The sequence below is a fragment of the Leptolyngbya sp. ST-U4 genome, from assembly GCF_039962215.1.
GTDB lineage: Bacteria > Cyanobacteriota > Cyanobacteriia > Elainellales > Elainellaceae > Leptolyngbya_A.
In genome coordinates, this window is sequence record NZ_JAMPKZ010000001.1 from 470,926 (window position 1) to 484,908 (window position 13,983).

Here is a 13,983-nt window from a genome sequence, read left to right on the forward strand (position 1 = left end):
ATCGAGCAAGTCGGACGGGTTGAACTGGTTAAACAAGTCGGATAAATCGGATAAATCGAATAAATTGGGTAAAAAAGTAGTCATAGTAACCCTTTGGCGTAAAGGTTTACCTATAGATTAGATCGATAAATTATTTGAAGGTGGCTATATTCGAGTCGCCAAATTGTCAGGCTGTTAAGGAAAACCTTTATTGATTAAGGTATTCACTTCTGAGTGTGTCTGATTTCGCCCAGGTTGAGCGGTATCGCTGTAGCCAATCGGCTGAAGGCAAAGTACAGGGATTTCACCTTTGTTTTGGGTAGAGCAGTTGTTTTGGATAGAGCAGTTGTATCAAGCACTGCCCTCAGGTTTCTGGCTGAATGTGGACAGCGATGCCTGAAGTCGTGATGAATTGTCATTTGCACAAGGGATGGATTGTCATTTGCACAACATGGAGCAAGGGGTAGCCGGATGTGTTGGGGAAGTAGGGAAGGCAAATGGTATTAACAGAGCTATTGATTAACGGCGATCGTCGTCCAGCTGCTGCGGGAAAAACTACCCCTCTGACTGATCCGGCAACCGGAGCAGTGTGGGCAACGATCGCCTCGGCAGATGTGGAAGATGTAGATACGGCAGTGCGGGCAGCTGATCGCGCTCGGTCGGAGTGGCGCAGGGTGAATAGTCGCGATCGAACTCAAATGCTGCTCAGGCTGGCAAACCTAATTCGCGAGAACGGGGAATCGCTAGCGCAGTTGGAAAGCCGCAATGTGGGTAAACCAATTCGCGATGCACGGGATGAAGTGAACCTGGCAGCAGATTGTTTTGAATACTATGCGGGAGCGATTAACAAAATTGGTGGACAAACGATTCCCGTCGCGGCAGCGGGAACCCATCTCACGTTTCGCGAACCGATCGGCGTTTGTGGTTTGATTGCGCCCTGGAATTTTCCGATCGTCATTACTGCCTGGAAGGTTGCGCCTGCGCTGGCAATGGGCAATACGATCGTGCTGAAACCTGCTTCTCAAACGCCGCTGACTGCTCTGCAACTAGGAGAACTGGCACTGCAAGCGGGAATTCCTGCCGGGGTGTTTAACGTGATTCCAGGAGCGGGGGCAACGGTGGGCGATGCGATCGTGCGGCATCCGTTAGTCCGCAAGGTGTCTTTTACCGGATCGACCGAGATCGGAATGCACGTCATGAAGCTGGCAGCCGACGACATTAAGCGCGTCACGCTGGAGCTGGGCGGCAAATCTGCCAATCTGATTTTTGAAGATGCTGATTTAGAAAAAGCCGTTCCCAAATCCGTATGGAGTGTGTTGGGCAATGCGGGTCAGGATTGCTGTGCTCGATCACGAATTCTCGTCCAGCGATCAATCTACGATTCGTTCATCGAACAATTAACGCAGCAGTTTAAATCGCTGAAGATCGGTTTACCGCTGGACGATTCCACCGAGTTAAGCTGTCTTGTCTCTGCGGCGCATCGCGATCGAGTGGCGGAATATATCCAAATCGGTCAATCCGAGGGTGCAACGCTGGTTTGTGGCGGCAACGCTCCGACAGCGGATTTCCTGGCAAACGGCGCATATCTAGAGCCTGCGATTTTTACTGATGTGCATCCGAAAATGCGAATTGCTCAAGAGGAAATCTTTGGTCCGGTGGTCTGCATCATTCCATTTGATACCGCAGAAGAAGCGATCGCGATCGCCAATGATAGTTTCTATGGTTTGTCCGGCTCGATCTGGACGCGGGATATCAGTCGGGCGTTGCGGGTGGCAAAGGCAATCGAAACGGGGGTGCTGTCGATCAATACGGGGCACAGCGTTCACCTGGAAGCTCCCTTTGGCGGTGTCAAGCGCAGCGGATTGGGTCGAGAACTGGGCTTAAACGTGCTGGATCACTACAGCGAATTTAAGAGCGTGTTTATTGCGGAATAGCATTCTGGGCTACCAGTTCACAAGTTGGGCAACGGGCTAGCGTAAGTTAATCAGTTAAGTTAATCAGTTAATTATTCAGGAACCGAAAATGCGTCTAGAAAATAAAGTCGCTCTAATTACCGGGGCAGCCAGCGGCATTGGTCGCGAATCTGCCTTACTCTTTGCCAAAGAAGGTGCAAAAGTCGTTGTTTCAGATGTTAATGAAACGGCTGGACAGGAGACGGTAGAGAAGATTCGATCGAATAACGGGGAAGCGATTTTTGTAAAAGCCGATGTGTCTCAATCTGCCGATGCCAAAGCGATGATCGAAGCGGCTGAAAATACATACGGTCAGCTCAACGTCTTGTTTAACAATGCTGGAATTTTTCACGCAGCCGATAACTCAGTTCTGGATACCGAAGAAGATATCTGGGATTTGACAATGAATATTAACTTGAAAGGCGTGTTTCTCGGCTGCAAATATGGCGTTCCAGCACTGCTGCGATCGGGCGGCGGCTCAATTATCAATATGGCTTCGTTTGTGGCAGTGATGGGTGCGGCAACGCCTCAAATCGCCTATACAGCCAGCAAGGGCGGCGTTCTGGCAATGACCCGCGAAATCGCGATCGAGTTTGCCCGTCAGAAGATTCGCGCCAATGCTCTCTGCCCCGGTCCTGTCCAGACACCGCTCCTGGAAGAACTCTTATCTGATCCGGCACGGAAGCAGCGGCGCATGGTTCACATCCCCCCTGGTAGACTCGCGCAGGCAACCGATATCGCGCAGGCGGCTCTGTTTCTAGCAAGCGATGACGCTGCCTATGTTAACGGCACAACCTTCCTGGTGGATGGTGGCATTACCTCGGCTTACGTCACCCCCGAATAGCCTAAAATTCCAATCGGTTGGCCGCTTGTGAGGTGGACATCTTGCCTGCCAAGCTAAATGAACAACTGAACAATTCCCGTTTCTTACGTTTCTTAAAAGAGATAGGGCGATCGTCTGCGTGGACTCGATCGTTGAGGCTTCCTGCCGAAATTGAAAAAAGAAAGGCGAAAGGCATCTCGGACGGATTCGCGTGGCGTTTCTATCCCTTCAGCATCATAGGTTTTCAGTCGGCGGAGACCGTTTAGATCCAGAACACTAAATCCGACTTTCGAGAAGATGGGCAGCAAGCAAAAGAGAAACGTATCGATCGTTTGATTAAATACTCCCCAGCCGGACGGACCTAAGATCCAGACGGTCGGATAGCTGATCCACAGCACGGTAAAGTAAGCGACAAGCTTGTCATAGTGCCTGGCAAGTTCTCTGGTCTGGAGCTGAGTTTTTGCCCGCAGCGGATTCCAGATGCCCCACAGCACAACCAGAAACGCGACCACCCCGCAGATATACCAGAGGTATCTGACCCAATCGCGCTCTGACAAATCTGCAATTAGCCCGGTCGCAATCACGATTACTTGCGTACTCATCAAAAAGCCAATCAGCGTCCAGTCTTTCTTTTTCAAATCGTGCATTGCCGTCCAGGACAGGGAGAGCAACAGCAAAGGCGTAGTCACAATCCAGTCGAGATAGCGGGCATAGTGGGTAATTTGTCCTGCCACTTCGAGCTTGCCCTGCCCGATCGCCATTGCCATATACGCCAACCCTGACCAGATCGGGATGAAGATAGCAACCAGATATTCGTACTGCGGCACACCCTTGGGATTGCGGCTCAGTATCCAGAAATACAGCGCACCGATCGCCATCACCGCAACGTAGCTCCAGTGCATCACCGTTTGCCAATCCATCGTGATCTCCTCTATCAGGGTTATGTATTGAATTGATTGGGTTTAATTGATTGGGTTTAATTTAATTGAGTTTGATTGCGTTATGGGTCGGGCTCGATATCCGGTTAAAGATTCGATCGCAAAACAGGGCATAAGCGTGAGCCTGCTTAAAATGCGCGATCGCCGTTCGTGCAGTCCAGATCTTTTGATTTCGGCTATCATGCCTGATGATGCGATCGGGCTACTACCTTCTAGAGGAAGAATTTGCTAGAGGAAGAATTTGTGATGTAACGCTGTCGCTCACGCAACTTCAAAAACGTTCTTCTAAACTGTCAAGTAATATGTCTGTCCCTCTGATTGGAATCACTGCCTATAGCCGCAACGAAGCTGGAGAAGTTTCCCTTCCCGGAGCTTATCTAGATGCCGTATTGCTTGCAGGTGGAACGCCGTTGATTCTGCCACCTCAGCCGATTACCGAAGCGCAGGTCGATCGCATTCTAGATTCGATCGATGGCTTGATTTTTGCTGGTGGCGGCGATATCAATCCGTCGATGTATGGTGGCGAAAATCATCCGACGCTGTATCTGATGGATCAAGAGCGAGATGAGTTTGAGCTGGCGTTAGCCCGTGCTGTGCTGAAGCGAAATTTACCCACGCTGGGTATTTGTCGAGGAATGCAGATTTTGAGCGTGGCAAGCGGGGCAGCTCTGATTCCCCATGTACCTGATGTTTATGGAGAGTCGATCGCCCACAGGCTAGATCATCCTCGTCGCCCGATTCATCATCCAGTCATGCTTGTCCCTGATAGCCAGATCGCTCAAATGATGGCCAATTCGGAAGTCACCGTTATGTCATGGCATCATCAGGCAGTGCGGCAGGTTCCTCCCGGTTGGCGATCGGCGGCATCCGCATCCGATGGACTGGTGGAAGCGATCGAGCGAATCGACCAACCCTGGCAAATTGGGGTGCAGTGGCATCCCGAACTGTCTCCCGAAGATCCTGCTCATCAGCGCATTTTTCAGGCGTTTGTGCAGGCAGCAGCAGATTCAAAGCAAGCAGTAGCAGATTCAAAGCGGGGTTAAAATCCATCGATCGGCTCATTTTTAGGAATAAGCCTGTCCGCCTTTAGATAGAAGAATGCGATCGACCAGGAGAGTAGTCTTATCACAATTACTGTGTCTGGGAAAACTCGCTATGCAACGTTCTGGTAAAAGAGCAGACAATCAACCAAACTATTTCATTGAATATCTGTCGCTTGCTCCTGTTTTAGCTGTTGTCTCCGTCTCCGTTGCGCTCTCCACCTTCATCATTATTAATTCCTACTTCCCCGATCTACTGTTCCACCCCATGCCGTAGACCGTAGATTCAACTTCAGCTTCTATTTTGTTTAAAACTCAACGATCGATTCATCAATGGGAGAACGGAAGAAATTCGGTTTCTCCCATTTTTTATGTTTCTAATTTTTTATGTTTCTAAGTTGCATCCCAGCAAGCGTCTGCTTACAAAACTGACTATCAGCCTAAACGCTCTAAACTTTACCCAATACATGCTTAATCCGTCTGTCTAAGTACACTTTTGCCTTGCTAAATGCTTTTAGAAAAACATCGTTTAAGGTTCCAGGAACTTGCCGCCAGCCGCCTTGCCTTCTCGATAGAATTAACAAAGTAAACTTCTGTTAAGCAGACCTGCGAAACCAACTTGGATGGCAGCACCAATATGGCAGCACAAACCCCAAACTCGATCGCCTTTCTGCGCCATGCGGCAGCCCGTCCAATTTGGGTACAGGCGATCGGGCGATTGCTGTATCAGGTGGGCTATACGGCGATTCAGTTTTACACGCCGCTGCTGTTTGTGAGTCAAAAGGGGCTGTCTGCTACCACGGTTGGGGTTGCGCTTGGAGTCGGCTCGCTTGCAGGCGTGGTCGGGCATTTGCTGGGCGGGTATCTGGCGGATGCTCCTGCCTATGGGCGAAAGCGTGCCCTGCTGTTTGCAGCAATGTTGGCGATCGTCTCAGCCCTGATGCTGGCAGTCCTGCCCACCTTTGTGATGCTGATGGTTGCGAATTTGCTGCTGGGTTTGAGTGCGGGGTGTTACTGGACGGCGGCAGATGCGACTGTGGTGGATGTCACCCTGCCCGAACAGCGACAGGCTGCATTCGCACTGCTGGTTCTGGCAGATAGCGTGGGGGGCGGATTAGGCGTTTGGGGCGGCGGGATGATCGCTCAACAAATGCAATGGCTATTTGGACTCAGTGCAGTGCCGATCGTGTTCTTTCTCATCCTGACTCAATTTGCGATGCGCGAAACTCAGGAATTTCAGCCGGGAGCCGATCCGCTGAGCGGGTTTGGAATTGCCCTGCGCGATCGATCGCTGCTGCTGTTTGTCCTGGTGAATATTTTGTTTACGACCTACATTGCGCTGGTAAGCAGTACACTGCCGCTTTATTTGACTCGCCTGAGTGCTGCCAATGCCGTTTCCCCAGAACAAACCGTGAGTGATGTGGCACAGCTTTTTACCGGCTGTTATATCGGGCTGGGAGCAGTTTTGCAACTCCCACTCGTGCAGGGGTTGCGCGGCTGGAGCAAGGTTCGTGCCCTGATGCTTTCGATGGGGCTGTGGGGGGCTGGCTTTCTGCTGGTTTGGCTAACAGGAGCAGCGTCGCTTCCTCTAGGCGGAATGATTGCGGCTCTTGCGGTTTTGTCGATCGCAAGCATCATTTATAAACCTTTTGCTCCGGCGATCGTGGCAGAATTTGCGCCTACTGCGCTGCGGGGCGTTTATCTAGCAATCAGCTATCAGTGCTGGTCGATCGGCTATTTTGTGGGACCGATCGTGGGAGGTTGGGCGATCGATCAGGGGGTGGGTCAGCAGAGCTGGCTTTGGGCTGCCGGAACTACGCTGCTCGGTTGGGTTGGGCTTCAACGGCTTGCGCGGCATCCTGCCCAGAATTTTACCTTGCCGGATGAGCCAGAAACACAGATTGAACCAGACAGCTTAATCCAAGTAGCTGGCGGCTTTCCAGTCGAGGATGGGCGTTAGCGATCGCCAATCAGCTGATGTAGTGCTAGCTTACACGCTGACCGTAGCGGCTCCAAGCTGTAGCGCATACAAATTGGCATAGATGCCGTGCTGCTGCATCAGTTCGGCATGGGTTCCGCGCTCAACGATCTGTCCCTGCTGCACGACCAGCACCTGATCAGCTTGAGTAACGGTACTCAGGCGATGGGCAATCACAAAGCTGGTGCGGTTTTTGAGCAATCGGGCGATCGCCTCCTGCACCAGTGCCTCGGTTCGGGTATCAATACTGCTGGTTGCCTCATCCAGAATCAAAATGCGCGGATCGATCAGCACAGCACGGGCAATGCTCACCAACTGTCGCTGACCCTGACTCAGGGGTGCGCCACGTTCGCCCAGTTGCGTCATGTAGCCTTCGGGCAGCGAGGTGATAAATTCATGCACGTTGGCAAGCTGGGCTGCCGCCTCAATTTCTGCCTGAGACGCAAAGGGATTGCCAAACGCAATATTGTCTGCCACGGTGCCGCCAAACAGGATGTTATCTTGCAGCACAATCCCAATCTGACGACGCAGGCTGGCTTGGGTCACAGAGCGAATGTCGATCCCGTCGATCTTGACCGCGCCGCCCGTTACGTCATAGAACCGCAGAATCAGGTTGATAATTGTACTTTTTCCGGCTCCGGTTTGCCCCACGAGCGCGATCATTTGTCCCGGTTCTGCCTGCAAATTAACGCCTTTCAACACCAGCTGATCGGGCTTGTAGCCAAACTGCACCTGCTCAAATCGGACTTCTCCTCGAATGGGCGGCATCTCGATCGCATCCGGTGCATCCCTGAGCTGAGACGGTTCATCCAGCAGCAGAAAAATTCGCTCCAGCCCTGCCAGAGCCGACTGCGCCTGCGTATAAAACTGACTGAGAATCTGAATCGGGCGAAAAAACTGCTGCACATACAGCAAAAACGAAGTCACCGTTCCCACCGTGACCGTTCCCTGCACTGCCAGATAACCGCCATAGGCCAATACACCCGCGGTTGCCAGCGTATTGAGAAAATCGATCGACGGGAGAAACGCCGCCGTAATTGCCACTGCTTCCACATTCGCATCACGATTTGCCGCATTCAGGCTTTCAAACTCCTCGATGTTGAGCTGCACCCGGTTAAATGCCTGCGCTTCGCGAACGCTGGTTATGTCTTCCTCTAGCTTGGTCGAAAGTTCGCCGATCGTCTGACGGGTAACGCGAAATCTGGCTCTTGCCCAACGCGCAAACAGCCCCGTTGTCACAATCATCAGCGGCACAACTAGATTGCTCAGCAATCCCAGCCGCCAGTCGATCGCAAACATCGCAATCACAATGCCAACCAGGCTGAATGAATTGCCCAGCATTTGGGCGATCGTTTGGCCAAACGCCTGATTCACCGTGTTTACGTCATTCAGCAGGCGGCTCATTAAATCCCCGGCTTCACTGCGATCGAAGAAGCTAATCGGCAGGGCTTGAATTTTGTTGAAAATATCTTGCCGGAGCTGCGCCAGCAATCGCTGCATGATCCAGCCGACGCGAATAATTTGCCCGCGAATTGCGATCACGCCCAGCAGATAAATCCCTGCCAACCCCGCTAGCAGTAGCAGCAGCCCGGACAAATTTCCCTGCGTGATCAGGTGATCGATCGACCAACCAATCAAAAACGGTCCCAAAGATAGCGAAGCTGCCCCAGTCGCAACCAGCAGCAGCGCAATCGGAATTTCTTTGCGATAAGGGCGAAGGTACTGCAAAAAGCGATGCAGCGTAGAAATCTGCTGGTTCACCTTCTGATCGGAGGCAATGACGGGGGCAGTCCCTCTCATGAAGCGGTTACTCGATCGATTAACTCTAGCGATCGTAGATCAAAAACCCAGAAATCTCGAATCCTTTGGCATATCGATCGATTTATGCGTCTGCCCCGTCACAGATAGACCGTCAGCAATACCGTCGCTGATAAAACCATGCCCTACTCGATCGGGATAGAGTTAACATCTACGGGATCAGCCGATGAACTCGTGCTGGAACTCGTTTGGGATGCAACCTCACCTTTGTTTTTGACGCGATCGAGAACGAGCTGAGACACTTCGGCAAACAGCAGCGTGACCAGCACCGCATCATCAAGCTGTCCGATAATCGGAATAAAATCAGGCAAAAAGTCAAACGGCATGAAGAGATAAGCCAGCGTTCCGGCAATAATCCACCAGCGATATTTCGGATTACGAATCGTGTTGCGATACCAGTCGTACATGCTTCAGCTCCTTAAACTACTCTTTAATTCTGACAAGAATTCGATGAATTAAACATCTTAAAAAAGGCTGGAAAGCCGATCGTCCTTTATGGAGAAACCCGATGGAATGCGTTTGCGGAAAGAAGCAATTAAACTGATTGCAAGCCAGGCATCTTAACGCAACCTGATTAAAAGAAAATCTCTCTCCAAGTAGATCAATTCTCTAAAAGAATTCGCCGAACAAAATGCAAAGCCTCAGCAAAGATTTTTTCTGCTGAGACTCCACCCATTTATCCAATTCAAGCCAATTAACGATCGCAACAAAGACTACAGAAGTCTAAAGATAAACGGATAGTGAACTCCCTGATCGGGATTGCCAAGGCATTGGCTGATTGCCCAGATCGTCAAACCCCAGTGAACCAAGAACCAAATTCCACCCGCTAAGCCAAACGTAATAAACGAAAGCGGAACCAGAAGAATGCCGTATAGCCAGACGTTGAAGTGAAAGTTCAGAGCTTCTTTCGCATTTTGCTTCACGACTGGATCTTCTACAGCAAACAAAATGGCAGCAGGAACAATCACAGATACCAGCAAACCGCTGAAGAAAATAGAGCCGTGAGCCAAAATTGATAGCAGTTTTCGCTTATCTGTGTCGTAAAGACCTTGCATTCCTGTGTCCTCCAAGCGCATTAAGTATCTTGCTGAGATATTTTTATTTTAGCGATCGATTTTTCGCCTTTCTATCGCAGCATCCGGCAGAAAGGGTAAGGCTTACCGTACTGATTAACCGTATTTTAATAGCCGCACAATCCTCGCTCAATTTTGCTCTATCGCAGGGAATAAGTTACACGAGAACTTGCAATTGCTGCTTTAATATCGCCCACCAACTGATCAATTCGCTCAAACGTCGTCGCCCAGGAACACATAAAGCGAACGCCGCCAGAGCCAATAAAAGTATAAAACTGCCAGTTTTTCGCTTGCAGTGTTTCAATTACAGGCTGCGGCAGCTCCACAAATACGCCGTTCACCTGACGCGGACAAAGTATTTCAACTGCTTCAAGCTGTAAAAGCTGTTTTTCCAGGTATTCCGCGCAGCGATTGGCGTGTTGGGCATTTCGCAGCCACGCGCCCGTTTCTAGCAGACCCAGCCAGGGAGCAGCAATAAAGCGCATCTTGGAGGCAAGCTGGCCTGCCTGTTTGCAGCGAAACGCAAAGTCTTCTGCCAAAGCTTTGTCAAAAAAGAGAATCGCTTCGCCGATCGCCATGCCGTTTTTTGTACCGCAAAAGCACAGTACATCCACTCCCGCCTTCCAACTTAGCTCTGCCGGAGTTTTGTTCAGGGCAGCGACCGCATTGGCGAACCTTGCGCCGTCCATGTGCACCCGCAAATGGTGCTGCTGAGCAACCTGTTTAATGGCTTGCAGTTCGGCGATCGAATATACCGTCCCTAACTCAGTCGCCTGGGTAATGCTCACCACTTTCGGCTTTGGATAGTGAAGATCATCGCGGCGAGCGGCAATACTGGCGATCGATTCTGGGGTTAACTTACCGTTTGCGCCCTTGCCCAGGAGCAGCTTTGACCCATTGGACGCAAACTCCGGCGCGCCGCATTCATCGGTTTCAATGTGGGCGACTTCATGACAAATAACGCTGTGATAAGACTGACAAAGAGCCGCCAGCGACAGGGAATTGGCTGCCGTGCCGTTAAATACGAAAAAGACTTCGCAATCCGTCTCAAACAACTCCCTAAAATGATCCGTTGCTCGCTCTGTCCAGATATCGTTGCCGTAGGCAGGCGCAGCTCCCTGATTGGCTTGCAGCATATAATCCAGGGCTTCAGGACAAATGCCGGAATAGTTATCGCTGGCAAACTGTTCGGGTAGGGCAGAAGGGCGATCGATCGAGATCATAATGACGGATTGCTTGCAGGGGAGGAACTTCTTCACGATATCGCAGCCATTTATGCAGGAGAGCAATTATCCGTGAGTTGTCCCGCTTGGCATTAGCGTACCTGTCAAATCTGCATTCTGAAGATTCGCCTGATTGATATTCGCGCTGACTAAAACAGCTTCACTCAAATCCGCTTCGCTCAGGTTTGCCCAACACAGGTTTGCCCGATACAGATTTGCCCGCCGCAAATTTGCTCCACGCAGCGAAGTCCAGCTTAGATTGATGCCTCTGGCGTTGGCCCGTCCCAGGTTAGCGTTGATTAAATTGGCATTGATAATGCGGGCGCGGCTCAGGTCGGCTTCCCGCAAATCGGCTTCTTCCAGACTGGCTCCATGCACCATTGCATTCGTTAAAGTCGCCCCTTCCAAAATGGCACCGGTGAGATTGGCGTTCGACAGGTTGACGCCTTCCAAAATGGCGCGGGTCAGGTTGGTTGCCAGCAGCTTTGCCCGGTGAAAACTGGTGTGACTGAGATTTGCCTCGACAAAGTTTGCCCGGCTCAGGTTTGCCTCCCCAAAGTTAGCTTCGGGTGAATTGCTGCGATCGAAGTTTGCCCCAATCAGCTTCGCGCTCCGCAGTCCGGCTCGACTCAAATCGGTTTCTAACAAATTTGCCTGTGTCAGATCTGCCCCGATCAGATTGACTTCTAAAAGCGTTGCATGGCTCAAATTGGCTTCGATCAGCTTGGCTTCGCGCAGATTAGCTGAGCTAAGGTCTGCCCCTTTCAAAATTGCCTGGCTCAGATCTGCTCCGCGCAGGTTAATGCCGCGTAAATCACGATCGCTTAAATCACATCCTGCCAGCACAAGTTCTCGGAAGTCTCGCTCTCCTGCAGCGTAGCGGTCTAGCAGTTCTTCGGTTTGCATAAGGCAGCATGATGGGGGCGGTAATGAAGCTGAATGAACTTTAGCTTGCCCTGAAACGCTGCAAATTCTCGCTTTTTCTAAGGAGGATCTGGAGCAGACGAAAAGCCTGTGCGCTCTGAAGTGCCCTGGTACAATGGGTTCAATTTTGACTAGAACAGCGTCAAAAAACTTGAACTGTCCTAGCAGAAGTCGATCGATTTGTACCTTCTCTCCAGAAGAAAGTCAGCGCAAATTAGAACCATACTGATTCACGCTTCAGGAGAAATGGATGTACGGAAGATTTAGCGTGCCTGCACAGGACTCGTTTTTAGCAATGCGTGTTCCGGGAAACAAGCTCTGAGCGCATGAGAATCTGAGAAAATCAGAAACAGACCTGACCGATGACCCCTTCGGCGAACTGCGAAGCAACCGACTCAAAACGGAGCGCCGAACTCAAACCTAGATTCAAAATATCGAACAGCGAAGGAAAAGCGAATGCCTGACAATTTACGCAGTCAAATCATTACCCAAGGCGTGCAGCGATCGCCTAACCGAGCCATGTTGCGGGCAGTCGGGTTTAACGACGAAGACTTCACGAAACCGATCGTGGGAGTCGCTAGTGCCTACAGCACGATCACGCCCTGCAATATGGGAATCGCGCCGCTTGCCGAACGCGCCCAGGAAGGAATCCGGGCTGGAGGAGGAATGCCGCAGATTTTCGGCACAATCACTGTTAGCGATGGCATCTCGATGGGAACCGAGGGCATGAAGTATTCGCTCGTGTCGCGGGATGTGATTGCTGACTCGATCGAAACAGCCTGCAATGCCCAGAGTATGGACGGTGTACTGGCGATCGGCGGCTGCGACAAGAATATGCCGGGCGCGATGATTGCAATGGCGCGGATGAACATTCCGGCAGTTTTCGTTTACGGCGGCACGATCAAACCCGGACATCTCGAAGGCGAAGACCTGACCGTGGTGAGTTCGTTTGAAGCCGTGGGACAGTACAGCGCAGGCAGAATTGACGAAGTGCGGCTGATGTCAGTCGAGCGCAACGCCTGCCCGGGAGCGGGTTCCTGCGGCGGGATGTACACGGCAAACACGATGTCTTCGGCATTCGAGGCAATGGGCATGAGCCTGATGTATTCCTCGACGATGGCAGCGGAAGATCCTGAAAAAGCAGACAACACGCTGCTGGCAGGCAAAGCACTGGTCGAGGCGATTCGAGCAAACCGTCGTCCGCGAGACATCATTACGCGCAAGTCGATCGAGAATGCCATCTCGGTCATTATGGCAGTGGGTGGCTCGACGAATGCGGTGCTGCACTTTCTGGCGATCGCCCATTCTGCTGGAGTGCCTTTGGCGATTGATGACTTTGAAACCATCCGGCAACGGGTTCCCGTCCTGTGTGACCTGAAGCCCTCCGGTCGCTATGTTGCCACGGATCTGCACCGGGCAGGCGGCATTCCCCAGGTGATGAAAATGCTGCTGAACCAGGGCTTGCTGCACGGCGACTGCATCACGATCACCGGAGAGACGATCGCCGAACTGCTCAAAGACATTCCCGATAACCCGCGCCCCAACCAGGATGTGATTCGCCCCTGGGATCGTCCGATGTATCCGCAGGGACACTTAGGCATTCTCAAAGGCAATCTTGCGACGGAAGGATCAGTCGCCAAGCTGACGGGCATCAAAAACCGCAAAATTACCGGACCTGCACGGGTATTTGAATCCGAAGAATCCTGTCTAGACGCAATCCTGGCAGGCAAGATTCAGCCCGGAGACGTACTGGTGATTCGCTACGAAGGTCCAAAAGGCGGTCCCGGCATGCGCGAAATGCTGGCTCCCACGTCTGCAATCATTGGCGCTGGCTTAGGCGATGCAGTCGGACTGATTACTGACGGTCGCTTTTCTGGCGGTACCTACGGCATGGTCGTGGGTCACGTTGCCCCAGAAGCTTATGTGGGAGGGACGATCGCCCTGGTTCAGGAAGGGGATCAGATTACGATCGATGCCGACCAACGCCTGCTGCACCTGCACGTCTCTAATGAAGACCTGGCAGACCGCCGCGCTCAGTGGACCCCACCCGCACCTCGCTATCAACGGGGCGTTTTAGCGAAGTATGCCAAGCTGGTTTCTACCAGCAGTCTGGGGGCCGTGACGGATCTGAATGTGCCGTAGAAAGGATGAGGGAATGGAGAGATGAGGAGATAAGGGCAGCGTCAGTTGCTTCATCCTCTGCTCCAGAAAAGCTGTAAGGGCGAGGCGGCTGCG

General features: G+C 51.8%; 13 protein-coding genes. 7 read left to right on the forward strand and 6 right to left on the reverse strand.

Annotated elements, in window-relative coordinates; translation table 11 throughout:
• Positions 1 to 476 precede the first annotated feature (476 nt).
• Both NDA02_RS01980 and NDA02_RS01985 read left to right on the forward strand, forming a co-directional pair.
• A complete protein-coding gene (locus NDA02_RS01980) occupies positions 477 to 1,913 on the forward strand; it encodes an aldehyde dehydrogenase family protein (protein WP_348245837.1) in 1,437 nt (478 codons plus the stop codon).
• Positions 1,914 to 2,001: 88 nt separating this feature from the next.
• A complete protein-coding gene (locus tag NDA02_RS01985) occupies positions 2,002 to 2,775 on the forward strand; it encodes a glucose 1-dehydrogenase (protein WP_190793267.1) in 774 nt (257 codons plus the stop codon).
• Between the two features lie 92 nt (positions 2,776 to 2,867).
• Here the strand turns inward: NDA02_RS01985 and NDA02_RS01990 are convergent, their stop codons facing one another.
• Positions 2,868 to 3,674, reverse strand: a complete 807-nt coding sequence (locus NDA02_RS01990; protein ID WP_190793268.1) for a bacteriorhodopsin — start codon at positions 3,672 to 3,674, stop codon at positions 2,868 to 2,870.
• Between the two features lie 82 nt (positions 3,675 to 3,756).
• Between NDA02_RS01990 and NDA02_RS01995 the strand changes: the two genes are divergently transcribed.
• The 4 genes from NDA02_RS01995 (at position 3,757) to NDA02_RS02010 (ending at position 6,692) form a co-directional block, all read left to right on the forward strand.
• Positions 3,757 to 3,924 (forward strand): hypothetical protein, encoded by a 168-nt coding sequence (locus NDA02_RS01995; protein ID WP_348254325.1) that lies wholly within the window; start codon positions 3,757 to 3,759, stop codon positions 3,922 to 3,924.
• Between the two features lie 70 nt (positions 3,925 to 3,994).
• The gene (locus tag NDA02_RS02000; RefSeq protein WP_190793292.1) at positions 3,995 to 4,735 is read left to right on the forward strand and encodes a gamma-glutamyl-gamma-aminobutyrate hydrolase family protein; all 741 of its coding nucleotides are present in this window, start codon (positions 3,995 to 3,997) and stop codon (positions 4,733 to 4,735) included.
• 112 nt (positions 4,736 to 4,847) lie between these two features.
• The gene (locus NDA02_RS02005; RefSeq protein WP_190793269.1) at positions 4,848 to 5,009 is read left to right on the forward strand and encodes a PsaJ protein; all 162 of its coding nucleotides are present in this window, start codon (positions 4,848 to 4,850) and stop codon (positions 5,007 to 5,009) included.
• Positions 5,010 to 5,369: 360 nt separating this feature from the next.
• Complete coding sequence (locus tag NDA02_RS02010) at positions 5,370 to 6,692, forward strand: MFS transporter (protein ID WP_190793270.1); 1,323 nt, start codon at positions 5,370 to 5,372, stop codon at positions 6,690 to 6,692.
• A gap of 30 nt (positions 6,693 to 6,722) precedes the next feature.
• On the opposite strand, the gene NDA02_RS02015 is transcribed toward NDA02_RS02010, so the two are convergent.
• The 5 genes from NDA02_RS02015 to NDA02_RS02035 all read right to left on the reverse strand — a co-directional run bounded on the left by NDA02_RS02015 (position 6,723) and on the right by NDA02_RS02035 (position 11,730).
• Entirely contained in the window at positions 6,723 to 8,510 is a 1,788-nt protein-coding gene (locus NDA02_RS02015) for an ABC transporter ATP-binding protein (protein WP_190793271.1), read from the reverse strand.
• A gap of 143 nt (positions 8,511 to 8,653) precedes the next feature.
• Entirely contained in the window at positions 8,654 to 8,935 is a 282-nt protein-coding gene (locus tag NDA02_RS02020) for a YkvA family protein (RefSeq protein ID WP_190793272.1), read from the reverse strand.
• 306 nt (positions 8,936 to 9,241) lie between these two features.
• On the reverse strand, positions 9,242 to 9,583 hold the full coding sequence (locus tag NDA02_RS02025; protein WP_190793273.1) for a DUF4870 domain-containing protein: 342 nt from the start codon (positions 9,581 to 9,583) through the stop codon (positions 9,242 to 9,244).
• Positions 9,584 to 9,741: 158 nt separating this feature from the next.
• The gene (locus NDA02_RS02030) at positions 9,742 to 10,824 is read right to left on the reverse strand and encodes a low specificity L-threonine aldolase (protein ID WP_190793293.1); all 1,083 of its coding nucleotides are present in this window, start codon (positions 10,822 to 10,824) and stop codon (positions 9,742 to 9,744) included.
• A gap of 66 nt (positions 10,825 to 10,890) precedes the next feature.
• Positions 10,891 to 11,730 (reverse strand): pentapeptide repeat-containing protein, encoded by an 840-nt coding sequence (locus NDA02_RS02035; RefSeq protein ID WP_190793274.1) that lies wholly within the window; start codon positions 11,728 to 11,730, stop codon positions 10,891 to 10,893.
• A 474-nt stretch (positions 11,731 to 12,204) separates the two neighbouring features.
• Here NDA02_RS02035 and ilvD point away from each other — a divergent pair, with 474 nt between their 5' ends.
• On the forward strand, positions 12,205 to 13,890 hold the full coding sequence (gene ilvD / locus NDA02_RS02040; RefSeq protein WP_190793275.1) for a dihydroxy-acid dehydratase: 1,686 nt from the start codon (positions 12,205 to 12,207) through the stop codon (positions 13,888 to 13,890).
• Positions 13,891 to 13,983 lie beyond the last annotated feature (93 nt).

Coding starts and splice junctions, on each gene's coding strand:
- NDA02_RS01995 (WP_348254325.1), top strand. CDS start 3,757: ATGGGTCGGGCTCGATATCCGGTTAAAGATTCGATCGCAAAACAGGGC.
- NDA02_RS01980 (WP_348245837.1), top strand. CDS start 477: ATGGTATTAACAGAGCTATTGATTAACGGCGATCGTCGTCCAGCTGCT.
- NDA02_RS02015 (WP_190793271.1), bottom strand. CDS start 8,510: ATGAGAGGGACTGCCCCCGTCATTGCCTCCGATCAGAAGGTGAACCAG.
- NDA02_RS02005 (WP_190793269.1), top strand. CDS start 4,848: ATGCAACGTTCTGGTAAAAGAGCAGACAATCAACCAAACTATTTCATT.
- ilvD (WP_190793275.1), top strand. CDS start 12,205: ATGCCTGACAATTTACGCAGTCAAATCATTACCCAAGGCGTGCAGCGA.
- NDA02_RS02000 (WP_190793292.1), top strand. CDS start 3,995: ATGTCTGTCCCTCTGATTGGAATCACTGCCTATAGCCGCAACGAAGCT.
- NDA02_RS02025 (WP_190793273.1), bottom strand. CDS start 9,583: ATGCAAGGTCTTTACGACACAGATAAGCGAAAACTGCTATCAATTTTG.
- NDA02_RS02020 (WP_190793272.1), bottom strand. CDS start 8,935: ATGTACGACTGGTATCGCAACACGATTCGTAATCCGAAATATCGCTGG.
- NDA02_RS02035 (WP_190793274.1), bottom strand. CDS start 11,730: ATGCAAACCGAAGAACTGCTAGACCGCTACGCTGCAGGAGAGCGAGAC.
- NDA02_RS01985 (WP_190793267.1), top strand. CDS start 2,002: ATGCGTCTAGAAAATAAAGTCGCTCTAATTACCGGGGCAGCCAGCGGC.
- NDA02_RS01990 (WP_190793268.1), bottom strand. CDS start 3,674: ATGGATTGGCAAACGGTGATGCACTGGAGCTACGTTGCGGTGATGGCG.
- NDA02_RS02010 (WP_190793270.1), top strand. CDS start 5,370: ATGGCAGCACAAACCCCAAACTCGATCGCCTTTCTGCGCCATGCGGCA.
- NDA02_RS02030 (WP_190793293.1), bottom strand. CDS start 10,824: ATGATCTCGATCGATCGCCCTTCTGCCCTACCCGAACAGTTTGCCAGC.